The organism is Staphylococcus sp. MI 10-1553, assembly GCF_010365305.1.
GTDB lineage: Bacteria > Bacillota > Bacilli > Staphylococcales > Staphylococcaceae > Staphylococcus.
On sequence record NZ_CP048279.1, the window covers coordinates 358,658 to 374,579 of the forward strand.

Annotated in this window: 14 protein-coding genes; 13 read left to right on the forward strand and 1 reads right to left on the reverse strand. The window is 38.4% G+C overall.

All coding sequences use genetic code 11. The features are described from left to right. Positions 1-377: 377 nt before the first annotated feature. Positions 378-893 carry a peroxiredoxin family protein gene (locus GZH82_RS01585; protein ID WP_162681009.1) on the reverse strand — a complete coding sequence of 172 codons (516 nt, stop codon included), beginning with the start codon at positions 891-893 and terminating at the stop codon, positions 378-380. A gap of 252 nt (positions 894-1,145) precedes the next feature. Here GZH82_RS01585 and GZH82_RS01590 point away from each other — a divergent pair, with 252 nt between their 5' ends. The 13 genes from GZH82_RS01590 to GZH82_RS01650 all read left to right on the forward strand — a co-directional run bounded on the left by GZH82_RS01590 (position 1,146) and on the right by GZH82_RS01650 (position 15,627). Then, on the forward strand, positions 1,146-2,114 hold the full coding sequence (locus GZH82_RS01590; RefSeq protein ID WP_162681010.1) for a LacI family DNA-binding transcriptional regulator: 969 nt from the start codon (positions 1,146-1,148) through the stop codon (positions 2,112-2,114). Between the two features lies 1 nt (position 2,115). Continuing rightward, the gene (gene rbsK, locus GZH82_RS01595) at positions 2,116-3,000 is read left to right on the forward strand and encodes a ribokinase (RefSeq protein ID WP_162681011.1); all 885 of its coding nucleotides are present in this window, start codon (positions 2,116-2,118) and stop codon (positions 2,998-3,000) included. Then, the gene (gene rbsD, locus GZH82_RS01600; RefSeq protein WP_162681012.1) at positions 2,993-3,382 is read left to right on the forward strand and encodes a D-ribose pyranase; all 390 of its coding nucleotides are present in this window, start codon (positions 2,993-2,995) and stop codon (positions 3,380-3,382) included. The genes rbsK and rbsD overlap by 8 nt, the downstream gene beginning before the upstream one ends. Positions 3,383-3,394: 12 nt before the next feature. Continuing rightward, complete coding sequence (locus GZH82_RS01605) at positions 3,395-4,870, forward strand: sugar ABC transporter ATP-binding protein (protein WP_162681013.1); 1,476 nt, start codon at positions 3,395-3,397, stop codon at positions 4,868-4,870. After that, positions 4,871-5,809 carry an ABC transporter permease subunit gene (locus tag GZH82_RS01610; protein WP_162681014.1) on the forward strand — a complete coding sequence of 313 codons (939 nt, stop codon included), beginning with the start codon at positions 4,871-4,873 and terminating at the stop codon, positions 5,807-5,809. It abuts the gene before it with no gap. A gap of 18 nt (positions 5,810-5,827) precedes the next feature. After that, a complete protein-coding gene (locus GZH82_RS01615) occupies positions 5,828-6,739 on the forward strand; it encodes a D-ribose ABC transporter substrate-binding protein (RefSeq protein WP_162682977.1) in 912 nt (303 codons plus the stop codon). Positions 6,740-8,646: 1,907 nt separating this feature from the next. After that, the gene (locus GZH82_RS01620) at positions 8,647-11,094 is read left to right on the forward strand and encodes an MMPL family transporter (protein ID WP_162681015.1); all 2,448 of its coding nucleotides are present in this window, start codon (positions 8,647-8,649) and stop codon (positions 11,092-11,094) included. Between the two features lie 13 nt (positions 11,095-11,107). Beyond that, complete coding sequence (locus GZH82_RS01625) at positions 11,108-12,043, forward strand: glycine betaine ABC transporter substrate-binding protein (RefSeq protein WP_162681016.1); 936 nt, start codon at positions 11,108-11,110, stop codon at positions 12,041-12,043. Between the two features lie 150 nt (positions 12,044-12,193). Then, complete coding sequence (locus tag GZH82_RS01630) at positions 12,194-12,727, forward strand: TetR/AcrR family transcriptional regulator (RefSeq protein ID WP_238989615.1); 534 nt, start codon at positions 12,194-12,196, stop codon at positions 12,725-12,727. Between the two features lie 241 nt (positions 12,728-12,968). Further along, a complete protein-coding gene (locus GZH82_RS01635) occupies positions 12,969-13,424 on the forward strand; it encodes a DM13 domain-containing protein (RefSeq protein WP_162681018.1) in 456 nt (151 codons plus the stop codon). 39 nt (positions 13,425-13,463) lie between these two features. Next, on the forward strand, positions 13,464-13,922 hold the full coding sequence (locus GZH82_RS01640; protein ID WP_162681019.1) for a DoxX family membrane protein: 459 nt from the start codon (positions 13,464-13,466) through the stop codon (positions 13,920-13,922). Beyond that, positions 13,900-14,586, forward strand: a complete 687-nt coding sequence (locus GZH82_RS01645) for a response regulator transcription factor (protein ID WP_162681020.1) — start codon at positions 13,900-13,902, stop codon at positions 14,584-14,586. The genes GZH82_RS01640 and GZH82_RS01645 overlap by 23 nt, the downstream gene beginning before the upstream one ends. Next, positions 14,587-15,627, forward strand: a complete 1,041-nt coding sequence (locus GZH82_RS01650; protein WP_162681021.1) for a sensor histidine kinase — start codon at positions 14,587-14,589, stop codon at positions 15,625-15,627. It abuts the gene before it with no gap. Positions 15,628-15,922 lie beyond the last annotated feature (295 nt).

Below are 15,922 nucleotides of genomic sequence, written 5' to 3' on the forward strand. Positions count from 1 at the left end.
GCCATACTTGTTGGATTAGCCGCAACTTTATCATATTATGGGTAAAATGAAAAACTATCAATGAGCAACAATAGCATCTCTCATATTAATAATAGCAAAAACGTTAGGAATAATAGGCATTACAACAACAAGCACAATAATAATAACAATAATCAGCTTTATAATATCTCTAATTATTTTCAATGCTTTGCTTAAATCCAAATAGTTGTTATTCCAATTTCCATTTCGAACAAAAACGTTAAGCTATATGATATTTCAACTTGCTGAAATATCATATAGCTTTTTTTTAAATGTTTTCTCGGCATCATTGTACCCATATTCTTATTCGCCATTCAAACGACATGCTTCTAAAATTTGAGTTAAGGGTTCTTTTTCTACTATTCAGCCTTTTTATAACTATTTTGGATATATTGAATCATTTTTCTTAATTCAATCATTGTTGGACGTCCGAATGGGTTCGTTTGTTTTTGCTGATAAAGCAAACGATTGTCCTCAGAAATTAAGAAATATGCTGGTTCATTGTGCGTACCGTGGTCATCATAAATGGAATCGTCCGGATGACTATAAACGCCATAAGTATTCGCAAAATCACTGCTTTCATCAACAAGGACTGGGTATGGGACTTGTTTTTCCTCCACCATTTGACGAAGGTTTTCTGCTGTATCATTTGACGTTAAAATGATTTTAATATTTTTCTTTTCAAAGTAATCTACATTTTTAATTAAACTATCGAGTTCCTCCATACAAACAGGGCACCAAGAACCGCGGAAATTAATCACAAAATACCATTGATCCGGATGCGCTTGTTGGAATTGGTGAAAATCGAATGTTGTTCCATCTGTTGCGTTCAGTTTAACGTTTGGCATTTGATCACCTAATGTAAATTCTGTCATTATCATTCTCTCCTTTTTTTGATGAAATATTGACTTACTGTTGATTCAAATATAGCACTGTTGTTATATAGGGTGAAATATAGTGCTTATAACATGAAAAAATGTAGTGATAATGGCCTGGAAATTAACTTTTATACTACCCGTAGTGTGCGGGAGGTCTGAGTTGTGACAAGGGATTAGGCATTTTGTGTTGCACGTTAAGGAAAGTCATGTTAATTTATATGTAAACGTTTCCACAAAGGGAGGTTTGCGATGGCTACGATTAAAGAAGTCGCTGCGTTAGCGGGAGTGTCAGTCGCCACAGTATCTCGAGCGATGAATCAAAGTGGCTATGTTAAAGCAGAGACGAAAGAGAAAATTGAAGCGGCCATTCAGCAGTTGGACTATGCACCGAATGAAGTCGCACGCACTTTGAACATGAAACAATCTAAAGTCCTCGGTTTGCTGTTGCCAGATATGAGTAATCCATTTTTTACACATGTCGCACGTGGTGTAGAAGATACAGCAATGGCACGCGGTTATCACATCATGATTGGCAACGGTGCGATGAATGAACATAAAGAACTCAATTACTTAGCGACTTTTAAAGCAAACCATTGTAGTGGTATTATTGCTTCTCAACTGTCTACGCAACATGCTTTTGAACAACTACAAAATGATGATAGACCACATGTGCTCATTGACAGAGTAACGGCTAATGACTATTGTGTGGAAGCCGATCATCGACAAGGTGGGCGTTTACAAGCTGAAGTGGTGCTTCGAGGACAGGGTCAGCGTGTGTTAATTGTATATCAAGATCAAAGTTACCAATCTTTTCAACAACGTTATCAAATGGCGCGACACGTTTTACAAAAAGCGGGTTGTACCGTATTTGAATTGTCAGATTTAGCTATGACAGAGGCACAGTTTTTAACTTTAATACATGAAAATCGTATTGATAGTGTCATTTGTAGTCATGATGTGGCGGCATTTCGTGTATTAAAGTGGCTATGTTATGACGGACAGCACGTACCGGAAGATGTACAAGTTGTCGGTTATGATGATATGCCACTAGCAGAATGGTTTGTGCCTGGATTAACGACTGTGCGACAACCGGCGTACACGTTAGGTGAGCAAGCTGCAGAAAAACTGATTGCTCAAATTGAAGGACAAGCTGATATAGAACGTAAGACGATGCTAGATGTCACATTAATAGAAAGAGAAACGACAAGGAGGAAGTAAAATGCGTCAAATTTATGTTATTGGAAGTATGTCTATGGATTTAGTTGTATCTTCACAAGTAGTGCCTGAACAAGGTGAAACCGTATTAGGTGACGACTTCTTTACAACACCTGGAGGAAAAGGTGCGAACCAAGCTGTTGCAGCTGCACGTCTCGGTGAACATGTTCATATGATTGGCTGTGTCGGTGAAGATACATTTGGTCAGCAAATTCAACAAAACTTTAAAGATAATGGAGTCCAAGTGGATGGCATTCAAGTGATTGAAGGTGAACCATCAGGAACGGCACATATTACGTTATCACAACAAGACAACCGCATTATCGTCGTGCCATCAGCGAATGGATATGTCACACCAGAGCGCATTCAACCTTATTTAGAACGTATTGAAGCGGGAGACATTGTTCTTATTCAACAAGAAATCCCTGCAGATACTGTGACACATGTGATCAATTACTGTGCGCAACATGATATTGTGTCGATTTTAAATCCAGCACCTTACCGTGAAGTACCTGCAGAAGTCATTACACAAGCGAATTATATTACACCGAATGAAACGGAAAGTGCGCATCTCTTTGAAGGGAAAGACATTAAAGAAGCTGCAGCACAATATCCAAATCAACTCATTGTGACACTCGGTTCAGAAGGCGCGATGTATCACAATGGCGAAGAAATCGTCAAAGTCCCAAGCTTCAAAAGAGAGGTTAAAGATACGACAGGTGCAGGCGATACATTTAACGGCGCATTGGCAGTTGGGTTGCAAAAAGACTATCCATTAACGAAAGCAATTGAGTTTGCGAACTTAGCAGCAAGTCATTCAGTAACAGGTATGGGCGCACAAGGTGGCATGCCGTACTTGGCAGATTTGGAAGGTGAGTTTGATGTATAGATATGGAACATTAAATAGTGAGATTTCTCGAGTGTTAAGTACGTTAGGTCATACAGATGAAATTGTCATTGCGGATTGTGGACTACCGATTCCAGACGGGGTCAAACGGATTGATTTAGCATTAAAAAAAGGTATGCCGTCATTTGAAGAAGTGTATGAAGAGCTCATGCATCATATGGTCGTGGAACAAGTCGTTGTAGCTCGAGAAATGACAGCGCAAAATGAGGTGTTGTATCAAAAGATTAAAAAAGATTTTCCAACGCTTGAAAGGGTCTCACACGAAGATTTTAAGAAGCAAACACGTCATGCAAAAGCGATTATTCGAACAGGTGAGGCCACACCATATGCCAATATTATTTTACAAAGTGGTGTGATTTTCTAAGGGGTGACAGCAATGATTCAAATGACGAATATTCATAAATCATTTGGCACAAACAAAGTATTACAAGGGGTAGATTTTACATTGAAAGAAGGTACCGTACATGCGTTAATGGGTGAAAACGGTGCTGGAAAATCGACATTAATGAAAGTGTTAGTCGGCATTCATCAAAAAGATCAAGGTACATTAACGTACTTCGATCAGCCGATGACATTTGATAATCCAAAGCAAGCAGAGGCTGAAGGGATTACCTTTATTCATCAAGAACTCAATATTTGGCCGGAGTTGACGGTGTTGGAAAATTTATTTGTCGGGAAAGAAAAACGAAATGCTTTAGGCCTTTTAAATCCAAAAGCGATGCGTGATCAAGCACAACAAATATTTGATACATTGGATTTTCATATTCCGTTTAATAAGTTGGCTAAACATTGTTCTATTGGTGAACAACAGATGATAGAAATTGCAAAAGCACTGATGACCGATGCCAAAATGATTATTATGGATGAACCGACTGCAACATTGACGGATACCGAAATTCAAGCATTATTTAAGTTGATGCGTCGTTTGAAATCACAAGGGGTGGCGTTTGTTTATATTTCACATCGAATGGCTGAAATTTTTGAAATATCGGATGAAATTACAGTGATGCGTGATGGTAAGACCGTATTGTATCGTTCGACTGAGGCCACTTCTTATCCGGAAATTGTGAAGGCAATGGTGGGAAGAGATATTGATGAACAGTATCCAACGCGTCATTATGTTGAACAAGCACCTGTGTTAGAGGTGGAAGATTTAAACCATCAAGATTATCGCATTGAACATGTTGCGTTTCACTTGAAAGAAGGTGAAATTTTAGGGGTCAGTGGATTGATGGGAGCAGGACGTACCGAAATGATGCGGAGTTTATTTGGCATAGACAAAAATGAAAACGCTATCAAAATCAGAGGCAAAACGGTGCGAATCAATTCTCCGCAAGATGCAATGGCAAATGGACTTGCAATGATTACCGAACGTCGTAAAGATGAAGGACTCATATTAGATTTCTCGATACGGGACAATATGGTTTTGCCGTCACTTAAAAGTTTTGCCAAGTATGGTTTTGTCGATACGAATAGCATGAAAGCTTTTGTGAAAACAATGCAAGACCGTTTAAACATTAAGGGTAATGTTGAAAGACCGGTTGCAGCGTTGTCTGGTGGAAATCAACAAAAAGTCGTCTTAGCGAAGTGGATTGGGACAGGTCCGAATATTATTATTTTCGATGAGCCTACTCGAGGAATCGATGTCGGTGCAAAGCGTGAAATTTATCAACTCATGAATGAACTGACTGAACGTGGCGTGTCGATTATTATGATTTCCTCGGAGTTACCAGAAGTGATTGGCATGAGTGATCGCGTCATGGTCGTTCATGAAGGTAAAGTCGCAGGACACTTAAAAGGCGATTTAATTACAGAAGAGAACATTATGACGTTAGCAACAGGGGGACTTTAAATGAAACAGTTAACAGCTAAAGCACCGTTTTTCGAAAAAGTATTACCATTTGTCGGCCTAATTTTACTTGTCGTCATTATTAGCATACTGAATACAGCATTTTTAGATTTATCGAACTTACTTAATTTGTTAAGACAAGTTTCTATTAACGGACTCATTGCTTTTGGGATGACTTTCGTTATTTTAACAGGCGGTATCGATTTATCGGTAGGGTCGATTTTAGCGTTGTCATCAGCCTTTATTGCTTTGATGATTACGAGTGGACTTGATCCGATTTTTGCGATAATTATGGGTGTGCTTATGGGTTTTGTTTTAGGTGTTGTTAATGGCTTATTCGTCACAAAAGGAAAAATGGCACCGTTTATCGCAACATTAGCAACGATGACGATTTTTCGTGGTTTGACACTAGTCGTGACTGACGGGAATCCGATTACGAACTTAGGAGCGCATTATCTTTTCCAATTGTTCGGAAAAGGTTATTTCTTCGGCATTCCTGTACCAGCAGTTACAATGACAATCATGTTTATTGTCCTGTTTATCATTTTGCACCGCACAACGCTTGGACGCCATACATATGCCATTGGGGGTAATGAAACGGCTGCATTGATTTCAGGTATTAAAGTCGATCGCATTAAAATTCTCATTTATGGGATTTCGGGTTTAATGTCAGCATTAGCCGGTGCCATTCTTACATCACGTTTGAATTCTGCGCAACCGACAGCAGGGACAGCTTATGAACTGGACGCTATCGCCGCAGTTGTGTTGGGCGGTACATCATTAACAGGTGGTAAAGGGCGCATTGTAGGGACATTAATTGGTGTGCTTATCATTGGTGTATTGAACAACGGTTTGAATTTATTAGGCGTATCGTCATTCTATCAACAAGTCGTTAAAGGGATTGTCATTCTCATTGCAGTGTTAATTGATAGAAAAAAATAAGCGAAAGAGGCAAAAATGATGAAAAGACTAGCAATATTTTTACTTACTGTCGTCGTATTTTTAGCAGCATGTTCATTGGAGTCTCCGGTGAAAAAAGATCAATCTGGTAAAACGAATAAGAAAAAATCAGATATGACCATTGGTGTCAGCATTTCAACATTGAATAACCCATTCTTCGTGTCTATCAAAAATGGCATTGAAAAACAAGCGAAAAAAAATGGAATGAAGGTGAAAATCGTTGATGCACGTGATGATTCAGCAAAACAAACGAATGACATTGAAGACTTAGTACAACAACAAGTCGATTATTTAATCGTCAATCCAACTGATTCAAGTGCCATTTCAAGTGCAGTGGAATCAGCGAATCATGAAGGCATTCCAGTCATTACATTAGACCGTTCTGTTGATAAAGGGAAAGTGGCGACATTTATCGCTTCTGATAACGTAGAAGGTGGTAAAATGGGTGCAAACTTTATAGTGGATCAACTCGGTGAAAAAGCAAAAGTAGCAGAATTAGAAGGGGTACCTGGCGCAAGTGCAACGCGTGAACGTGGAAAAGGATTCCATGAAGTGGCGGATCAAAAACTCGAAGTCGTTTCAAAACAAAGTGCGAAATTTGATCGAGCTGAAGGTTTGAACGTCGCACAAAACATGATTCAAGCACATCCAGACATTCAAGCCATCTTTGCGCATAACGATGAAATGGCGTTGGGCGCAATCGAAGCTATTGGAGATAAAGATATTTTAGTCGTTGGTTTTGACGGTAACGAAGATGCGATGAAGTCGATTAAAAATAAACAGTTAAATGCGACAGTTGCACAACAACCTGACGTAATGGGACAAAAAGCGGTGACATCAATACTTCAGCTGATGGATGGTAAAAAAGTCGATGCATCTATTAAAATCCCATTGAAATTAGTATCGCAGTAGAGGTTCGAAGTGAATAGAAAATACAGTTACAGATTTATCAAAAAGCAGACGTATGTTTGGGAGAAATCTCACATACGTCTGTTTTTTTTATGTTGAGACTGCAACTTTTATGGATGCATCACATTTTAAAGGGAAGAAAATTTAAACTGGTGCTTTGCTGTCCTTCATCTCCACACACGGCATGTATGGTGGCTGAGTGTGACAAGAAATGAAGTATTTACACATGTTCAACAAAAAGTGATGTCCCGAGGCAAGCAACCATCCATGCGACACTCCTGAGGGAGCAAGACGCATCCGAAAATCCAATGCGGTAATCATCAAGTATCCACTACGATTAAATCATATTGAGGTGAGGCATGTTTTCGGAAGGGTTAATTGATTGCCAATGTTGGGCTTCATCACTTTTACCAGTATCACATTTCAAAGGAAAGAAAATTAAAACTGGTGCTTTGCTGTCCTTCATCTCCACACACGGCATGTAGGGTGACTGAATGTAACAGAGGGTGAAATGAGCAAATGTTCCACAAAGAGGAATGTCCCGAGGCAAGCAACCATCCATGCGACACTCCTGAGGGATCAGCTGGCCCGGAAAATCCAATTCGGCATCAATCAAGTGTTCATTTCAATCAAGCCGAATTTAGTTGAAGGGTCAGCCCTAGGAAAGGGAGACATGGTGGGCGTAGCCAACGGTTTAAAACAACGTCTGTATCACCAAATGCTCAAAACCAACGCGACATCCCCCACACCATAAAAAATGCCCCTGATGTGAGATGAAGCACATCAGGGGGCTAAAGGTTTTAGATTTTAAGATGATTTTTTTAATGATCTAGAGTTGTAAAAATTATACAAGATGTCAGTTTGTTGCTATAGATGAAAGGGAGTGTATCACTATACCAACAACCTTAACTATAGAATCAAGTTGTAATTTTTGGAGGCGTTACGCAATTTTAGGGGTAAAACGTAACTGCCCAATACATATCACGATATCAAGGGCTAATTAATATCGTGGCATCTGTCAACATGTTACAGTCGATATCGGTTCACCCTATGTACTAGAGGGATAACATAGGCGTGCCTTCAACTGTTCAATAGGATTCATACCTGCTGTTCAATCTTACTTTAGTTATGGAGGATAAACATTTCCGTTGCAACAATCTGCTATCAACTATGCTGAGATCGTCCAACTTGGCTTTTACTTACTAAGGGAAATATGAATGCTTGCTTACTGTAGTCTTTTTAGGAATGACTGATATGTGTATGATTCTTGACCCTTGGATTTAAGTAACGGATTTGATTGAAATGCGAACAATGTTGAGATAGGTATCAGCATTGTTACTTTGTAATGCAAAACATGAATATCAGTGTGCGCACAATAACAAATATCATGTAAGATTACGTGTTACCACCATCAATTAAGACAGGTTCTGCAGGGCTAATGCGACGTTGCCTTAATTGAATTGTTCAATGATAAAACGATGATATCAGAGGCTCATTCATATCGTTCATGCGGTCATCACAGTGTACGCATAGGGCTCTAGTTATGCCTTTGAGACCAGATGAATCACTATGAAAAAGCAAAGCCATTACAGAGAATGACATGTGATATACGTTTATCGGATTGAACAATTATAAGATAGCACATCGGATAGGTTTTGTAAATAAAAATGTTAGGCGAACCTAAAAATATTATTCAAATATATGTATATACAAGTGTTTGGATACCTTGAGATGCGTGCTTGTTTAAGGATGAGAAATAAAAGGGTAAAACATGTCGATATACATAAGCGACAATTTTGTCGATATGTTGCAATTTTCAACGCTTGGAAGGTATTGTTGGTTGGAACAAGCAGACTTGAGATGTAAAGTGTTCATTATACTGAATTAAAATGTCTTAAGGAGGAAAAATCGTGTCGAAATGGTTGTACAAGTTTGGTAAGTGGATTGCTGAACATAAATGGTTAGGAATTTTAGGTTGGCTGATTGCGCTCGTCGTTATTATGACACCGATGATTATCAATGCGCCTAAATTTCAAAGCGATTTAACGATGAATGGTCTGAAGTCGTTAGATACGAATGATAAAATTAACGAAGCTTTTCATCAAGATAGTGAAAAGGCATCGATGCGAATTGTCTTTCACACAGATAAAGATGATGGTATCAATGATAAAGGGCTTAAGGCAGATATTGAAAAGGCTTTGACAAATATTGAACACCAAGACGATGAAATTCAACATGTGTCGAGTCCGTATGAAACGAAACAAATCAATGACGAAAGTAATACAGCCATTGCGGATATCAATTATGTTGTACCGCAAACGGATTTAAAAGATCGTTCTAAACAAATCATTAATCAAGAATTAGATGATTTGAAAGATAAACATAACATCCAAACAGAAACGACAGATCGAATGGCAGCGAACCCTGAAGTTGGTGGTGCCTCTGAATTGATTGGGATTGTCGTTGCATTTGTCATACTATTAATCACTTTCGGTAGTGTGGTGGCTGCAGGTTTACCGATTATTAGTGCGCTCATCGGTTTAGGGACAGGTGTAGGTATCATTTCGCTCCTTACATTTGTCTTTGATATTCCTAATATTACTTTAACGTTAGCGGTGATGATTGGTTTAGCGGTAGGGATTGACTATGCGCTCTTCATCTTGTTCCGTTATCGCGAAATACGTAAAACGGAGTCCAGTTATACGAAAGCTGTAGGTCTTGCGGTAGGTACTGCAGGTAGCGCGGTCATCTTTGCTGGAATAACAGTTATCATTGCAGTTTGTGGGCTTTCGCTTGTAGGTATTGATTTCCTTGCAGTGATGGGTTTTGCATCGGCGGTGAGTGTCTTACTTGCTGTGATCAGTGCGCTGACATTACTTCCTGCATTGATTAGTATTTTCCATAAGAAGATAAAAGTACGTTCTCAAGAAAGTGTATCAGAAAAGCCAAATACGTTTTGGTCCAATTTTGTAGTTGGGAAGCCTGTACTTGCGACGATTTTAAGTATTGTCATTTTAGGCTTAGCAATATTACCGGTATTTCATATGCGTCTAGGTATGCCAGATGATAGTACACAACCGCTAGATTCGTCTCAGCACCGTGCATATGAATGGGTGTCAGATGAATTTGGTGAAGGTTATAATGGGCAAATTGTGATGTTAGTCAATACGAAAGATGATGACAGTGAAGACAATATTAAAAATGACCTCAATCAAGTGAAACGTGATATTGAAAAATTTGATAATGTTGAAACGGTGAGCCCGCCTCAATTGAACGATAACCATCGTTATGCATTGTTATCTATTATTCCTAAAAAGGGACCTAATACAGTATCAACGAATGACCTCGTATATGATTTACGTGATTATCGTGATGTGGCGAAAGATCGTTACCACTTTGATACAGAGATTTCAGGACAAAGTGTGATCAACATCGATATGTCTCAAAAATTAAATGACGCCATTCCTGTATTCGCAGGTTCTATTGTCGTTTTAGCGTTTATTTTACTGACAATCGTTTTCCGTTCACTCTTAATTCCATTAAAGGCAGTAGGTGGTTTCGTCTTATCATTAGCCGCAACGTTAGGTTTTACGACGTTTGTCATGCAAGATGGTTTCTTAAATCAATTGCTCGGTGTGAGTCAAACGGGTCCGTTACTAGCCTTCTTACCGGTGATTACGATTGCTCTCTTGTTCGGCTTGGCGATTGATTATGAGATTTTCCTGATGTCTCGAATTCATGAAGAGTATGTTAGAACGAAAGATAATACACATTCAATTAAAGTAGGTATTAAAGAAAGTGGCCCAGTCATCGTCGCCGCAGCATTAATTATGTTCAGTGTGTTCATCGCATTTGCATTCCAAGATGATATGGCGATTAAATCAATGGGAATGTCACTCGGTTTTGGTGTGCTATTTGACGCTTTTGTCGTAAGAATGACACTGATTCCAGCATTAACGAAATTATTCGGTCGTGCGTCTTGGTACATGCCGAAATGGTTGGATCGAATCTTGCCAAATGTCGATGTAGAAGGGACAGCGTTACAACAATTATTACAACAAGAGCGAGTGTCATACGAACATGATGTACCACATAGCACACATAATGAAGTAGATGAAGTGAAACAGAGTTCAGCAACGCCGCACGTTCAATCTGCACCAAAGACAGAAGAAAATCAAGAGCACGTAACGGCATTAGTACAACTTTACCGAGAACTTGTGCATGAACATCAAGACCCTGATTTCTTGTACCATGCATTACTCGAATATGCAGAAAAACATAATCGTTCAGCGTATCAACGTCATCAGATGCACATGGCAAAACAGCACCCGAACGAAACGAATGACGATAGAGACTAAAGGAGGACCGTCTATGTTTAAAAGAAGAAGCGTGCGATGGATAGGGATGGCTTTCATTTTCATCATGAGCATTGCTTTGACGGCATGTGGTCAAAGTGACTCTGACTCAGATGAAAAGGCGATGGAAATGGGCGGTAAAGAAATCGAAATCCCATATACGAGTGATGGCTCTACTGCACGTTCACTTGTCATTGCAGAAGTATTGAAAGAAGCGGGCTACGACGTCATTACGACGCCTGTACCGTCAAGTGGTCCAATGTATGCATCTGTTGCACAAAATTCAGATGCGTTTCATGCGAGCGGACGTTTTCCAGATGTGGACGACAGCTATATGCAGAAATACGGTAAAGATTTAATGGTTTATGACGAGGAACATTTAATTGACAATGCACCTGTAGGTCTTGCTGTACCGAAATATATGTCGATTAAAAGTATTGCGCAACTGGATGATGAAGTAAATATGGCGAAAGAAGTAGGTCACAAAATTCAAGGCACAGATCCGCGTAATGGTGTCATGAAACAAACAAATGCAGTGCTTGATGATTATGACTTAGACGATTGGCAATTAGAAGAAGCATCAGATGAAGAAATGTTAAAAACACTTGAAGAGAAGTATAAAAAACAAGAACCTATCATCATTACAGGTTGGCAGCCGCATTGGTTATTCGATACATTTAAAATGAAAATGTTGGATGATCCGAACAAAGCTTATGGTAATGAAAAGAAACATATCGATCTAGTGTTCAACAAAGATTTTAAAGATGAGCACCCAGCTGCATACACCATTGCGACACGTATTGCGAAAGATTGGGATAAAAAAGATGAAGATGACTTGATGAAACAAATCTTTATTGACAAGAAAAATGCAGAACAAGTCGCGCAAGATTATGTCGATGACCACGACCGTCAAGTAGACGACTGGATTAGTGGTGTTAACAGCAACAAATAAACGAATAGGGCAGGCAAAATATCACTAACACTTCACACACACGGTATTCAGAATGGTGGAAAGGGTTACGCAATATGTGATAAATTACATCCGTATACTAGTAAAGAGAAAGAGGCGTGATTTCGGATGTATTCTGCCACCCAAAAACGAATGCAACAACACATTATTGCGACAATGCTCGAATTATTGAATGAAAAACAGTTTAATGCGATTACGATACAAATGATATGCGACCTTGCAGAAATTAATAGAAGTACGTTTTATCGCTATTTTGAAGATAAATATGACTTACTCTATTACGTGAGTCTTGAAATTTCTGAGAGAGTGGATAATTATGCGCATAGCAAAGCACAAGGACCCTTCTTTTATAATATGTTGAAATTTATGGGTGAAAACAAAAAGTTGTTCAAAAATATTGTAACGACAGACAATCGCGTGGACATTTTTGGTGATTTGGTCAAACTTGTTAGTCGCATGATGCAAGATGATGCCCAACAAAATGTGGAAAACAACGACCCGATTATACGTCAAATTAGAGAATCCAAACATCCTATGCTGATTAGTGATTTTTATAGTAGCGGACTGATTGAAGTGTTGAAGCGGTGGCTAGAAAATGATTATCAAATAGACATAGAAGAAATGGCAGCATCGTTAGAAATTATTTTTAATACTGAATGTAATTAGAATCGAATAATAAGTATAAGGCTGATGGACGAATAGCGGCGTCTCATCAGTCTTATTTATTGTCATTAAGCGACTTATAGTGACCATTGACGCTATCTAAAAAGCACTTTCAAATAATAAAACTATTAATAAGCGGATGTTAATATTTAGTTAAGAATTATTAATACCTAGTTTATGTCAATTGCACCTTTAAGGCTTTATCATGATACTTGTAATCCAAAATGGAAAGAAGGAATTTGTTATGAACATGAAAATGGCATTAGTTTCAGGTGCGTTAGCGACAACATTCTTGCTAGGTGCTTGTGGTAACGACAACATGGATAAAGCTAAAGAAGATAACAAAGCTGAAACATCTATGAAAGACAACAAAAAGGATGAGTCTAAAGCATCAGATAACGCAAAAGTGATGAAGAAAGGCACATTCAAAGGCGAAAACAAAGAAATGGTAAAAGGTAACGCTGAGATTAAAGATGGTAAGTTAATGTTAACAGACTACAAATCATCAAAAGGTCCAGACTTACACGTTTACTTAACAAAAGGTAACGACATCAAAAAAGGTGTTAAGTTAGATGAAGTTAAATATGATGAAGCAACACAAACTTTCGATCTTAAAGACGTTAATTTAGAAGATTATGACACAGTGACAATTTACTGTGACAAAGCACACGTTATTTTCGGATCAGCAGCACTTAAATAATCAACGAGAGAAAACATCACGAAGAAAGGAGTGTGACATATGGCGATCGCTTATAAAGTCTTAATTCTCCTTATTCGCTTAGGTTCAGGCTTTTATATACTGATGCAAGGATTTGAAAAATTGACAGGTGGCTTTGCGATTGATGGACTCGTTTCAGTCATTCGTGACAACCAAGATTCCCCACAATGGTATAAGTCATTTTTTGAATTTGCAGTTGCCAATCATCTGGAAATTTTCAAATGGATGGTCCAAATTGGCGAGATTGCAATCGGTTTAGGTCTCATTTTAGGTGTATTATCTTACACTGCGAGTTTCTTTGGCTTGTTCATTATGTTAAATTATATTTTAGCTGATATGATTTTTACTTATCCAGTGCAACTTTTATTCTTTGTCATTTTATTAATGAATAAAGAGACATTAGCAGCAATCAGTTTAAATCATTTCATCAAACGTAAGAACATAAGGAATGATGAACATGACGCACATACTCATAGTTGATGACGAGCAAGACATCAGAGAAATATGTAAAACCTATTTTGAATACGAAGGCTATCACGTTTCAACCGCATCTAATGGTGTAGAAGCAATGGAATTGTTGGATACCCATGTGGATGTCATGATAATTGATATCATGATGCCCGAGATGAATGGTTACGAAGTGGTCCGTGAGATGAAAAATAGAGGACTCGAAATCCCATATGTTTATTTAACAGCAAAAACAAGCGAACATGACACCATATTCGGTTTAATGTTAGGGGCAGATGATTACGTCAAGAAACCCTTCAGTCCTCGAGAGTTAGTCATACGTGTTAAAAATCTATTACATCGTGTCAACGTCACCAGTCCTTCCACACAAGACACGATTCGTTGTGGTAGACTCGTATTGAATAACTTAAACAAAACCGCAGAATTAGAAGGGGAAGTGATCCCTTTTCGCATCAAAGAGTTCGAATTGTTATGGCACTTTGCGAGTAATGAATCTGTCGCTTTGTCAAAAACAGATTTGTTAGAACAAGTTTGGGGTTACGAGTATTACGAAGACATGAATACGTTAAATGTTCATGTCCACCGTATACGTGAAAAATTAGAAAAATATGGCTATGACGACTATATCATTGCAACGGTATGGGGGCTTGGCTATAAATTTCAGAGGCAATTTTAAATGACGATACGTAAGCAACTCATATATACGTTTATCGTTACAATTATCATAACGACATTTTTATTTTACACGCTATACAAATTGATGTGGTTTGACGGACCGCTTACAATTCTTTTGACACTATGTTCGTTTCTTTCCGGTATGATGACACTGATTATCGGTATCTTTTTCACAGTCCCCATGATAAAAAAGATAGAAAAGTTAAACGAAAAAACTCAAAAAATAGCGAATGGCCAATTTGAAACAGAAAAGACGAAGATACATGCCCCTAAAGAAATACAACAATTGAGCGAGTCTTTTGATCAAATGGTCGACAAGATTCAAGAGCAGATGAATCTCATTAAAGAAGAGCAAGAAGAAAAAATGAATATGGTGCAAAATCTCGCACACGACTTAAAAACGCCCTTAGCGAGTATTAAATCCTATTCAGAGGGATTGCGAGACGGCATTATTCATAGTGAATGTGATACGCAAAGAGCATACAGCATTCTCATTAGTCAGTCTGATCGGCTGTCGAGAATGTTTGACGATCTAACGGACGTCATCACAGTCAACCACCAAGAAAGCGAACAGGCGCTCATTCACATGGATCAATTGCTTATCCCAATATTTGAAATATATTCACAGAAATTACACCATGAAAATAGACAGCTTGATGTAGAAATAGAGCCAAATATCAAACCTTTCATTCAAGACCAACGCGCGATAGAACGTATCCTCATGAACTTTATCGACAACGCGCTTAAATTTTCCGACCACGGTTCGCCCATAGTCGTGAAAGTCTTTGAAGATAATGACGAAATAGCCATCTCCGTCATTGATCAAGGTATGGGTATTATGGAATCTGATATTAAAAATATATTTGAACGAACTTTTCGTGTAGAAAGTTCTCGACATAAAGATACAGGTGGTTCCGGCCTTGGATTATATATCGCCAAAACTCTAGCACATCAAATCGGTGGGCATATCGAAGTGAGTAGCACATATGGCCAAGGTACGACAATCACATTACGCTTCCCTCCAAAAGTATATTCAGTATAGATAATAATTCTCAAACTCAGTACTTCTCAACCCTTTCATACAGTTATAGATAGATAAACGTTAGGATTCTCCACAAGTCCTAGCGTTTTTTTGGTGCGGTTGGAAGGGCTAAACATTTAGAAATGTAGCATTCCCTCTTCACGACACCTCCATTCACTTTCATGTTTCACCTCACACACCGTCTCCCTTTTGTTGCAAATGCACATCTCTCTCATGATGTTTTTTCACTTTATATCTGTATTTTAAGTGTCGTTGTTTCTTGGTGATTTCTTTCTTTATTTCAATTTCCTATATG

Excerpts from the sequence above, each read along its gene's own strand:
- GZH82_RS01610 (WP_162681014.1), top strand. The coding sequence starts at position 4,871 with ATGAAACAGTTAACAGCTAAAGCACCGTTTTTCGAAAAAGTATTACCA.
- GZH82_RS01650 (WP_162681021.1), top strand. The coding sequence starts at position 14,587 with ATGACGATACGTAAGCAACTCATATATACGTTTATCGTTACAATTATC.
- GZH82_RS01630 (WP_238989615.1), top strand. The coding sequence starts at position 12,194 with ATGCAACAACACATTATTGCGACAATGCTCGAATTATTGAATGAAAAA.
- GZH82_RS01585 (WP_162681009.1), bottom strand. The coding sequence starts at position 893 with ATGACAGAATTTACATTAGGTGATCAAATGCCAAACGTTAAACTGAAC.
- GZH82_RS01590 (WP_162681010.1), top strand. The coding sequence starts at position 1,146 with ATGGCTACGATTAAAGAAGTCGCTGCGTTAGCGGGAGTGTCAGTCGCC.
- GZH82_RS01625 (WP_162681016.1), top strand. The coding sequence starts at position 11,108 with ATGTTTAAAAGAAGAAGCGTGCGATGGATAGGGATGGCTTTCATTTTC.
- GZH82_RS01605 (WP_162681013.1), top strand. The coding sequence starts at position 3,395 with ATGATTCAAATGACGAATATTCATAAATCATTTGGCACAAACAAAGTA.
- GZH82_RS01615 (WP_162682977.1), top strand. The coding sequence starts at position 5,828 with ATGAAAAGACTAGCAATATTTTTACTTACTGTCGTCGTATTTTTAGCA.
- GZH82_RS01635 (WP_162681018.1), top strand. The coding sequence starts at position 12,969 with ATGAACATGAAAATGGCATTAGTTTCAGGTGCGTTAGCGACAACATTC.
- GZH82_RS01645 (WP_162681020.1), top strand. The coding sequence starts at position 13,900 with ATGACGCACATACTCATAGTTGATGACGAGCAAGACATCAGAGAAATA.
- rbsD (WP_162681012.1), top strand. The coding sequence starts at position 2,993 with ATGTATAGATATGGAACATTAAATAGTGAGATTTCTCGAGTGTTAAGT.
- rbsK (WP_162681011.1), top strand. The coding sequence starts at position 2,116 with ATGCGTCAAATTTATGTTATTGGAAGTATGTCTATGGATTTAGTTGTA.
- GZH82_RS01640 (WP_162681019.1), top strand. The coding sequence starts at position 13,464 with ATGGCGATCGCTTATAAAGTCTTAATTCTCCTTATTCGCTTAGGTTCA.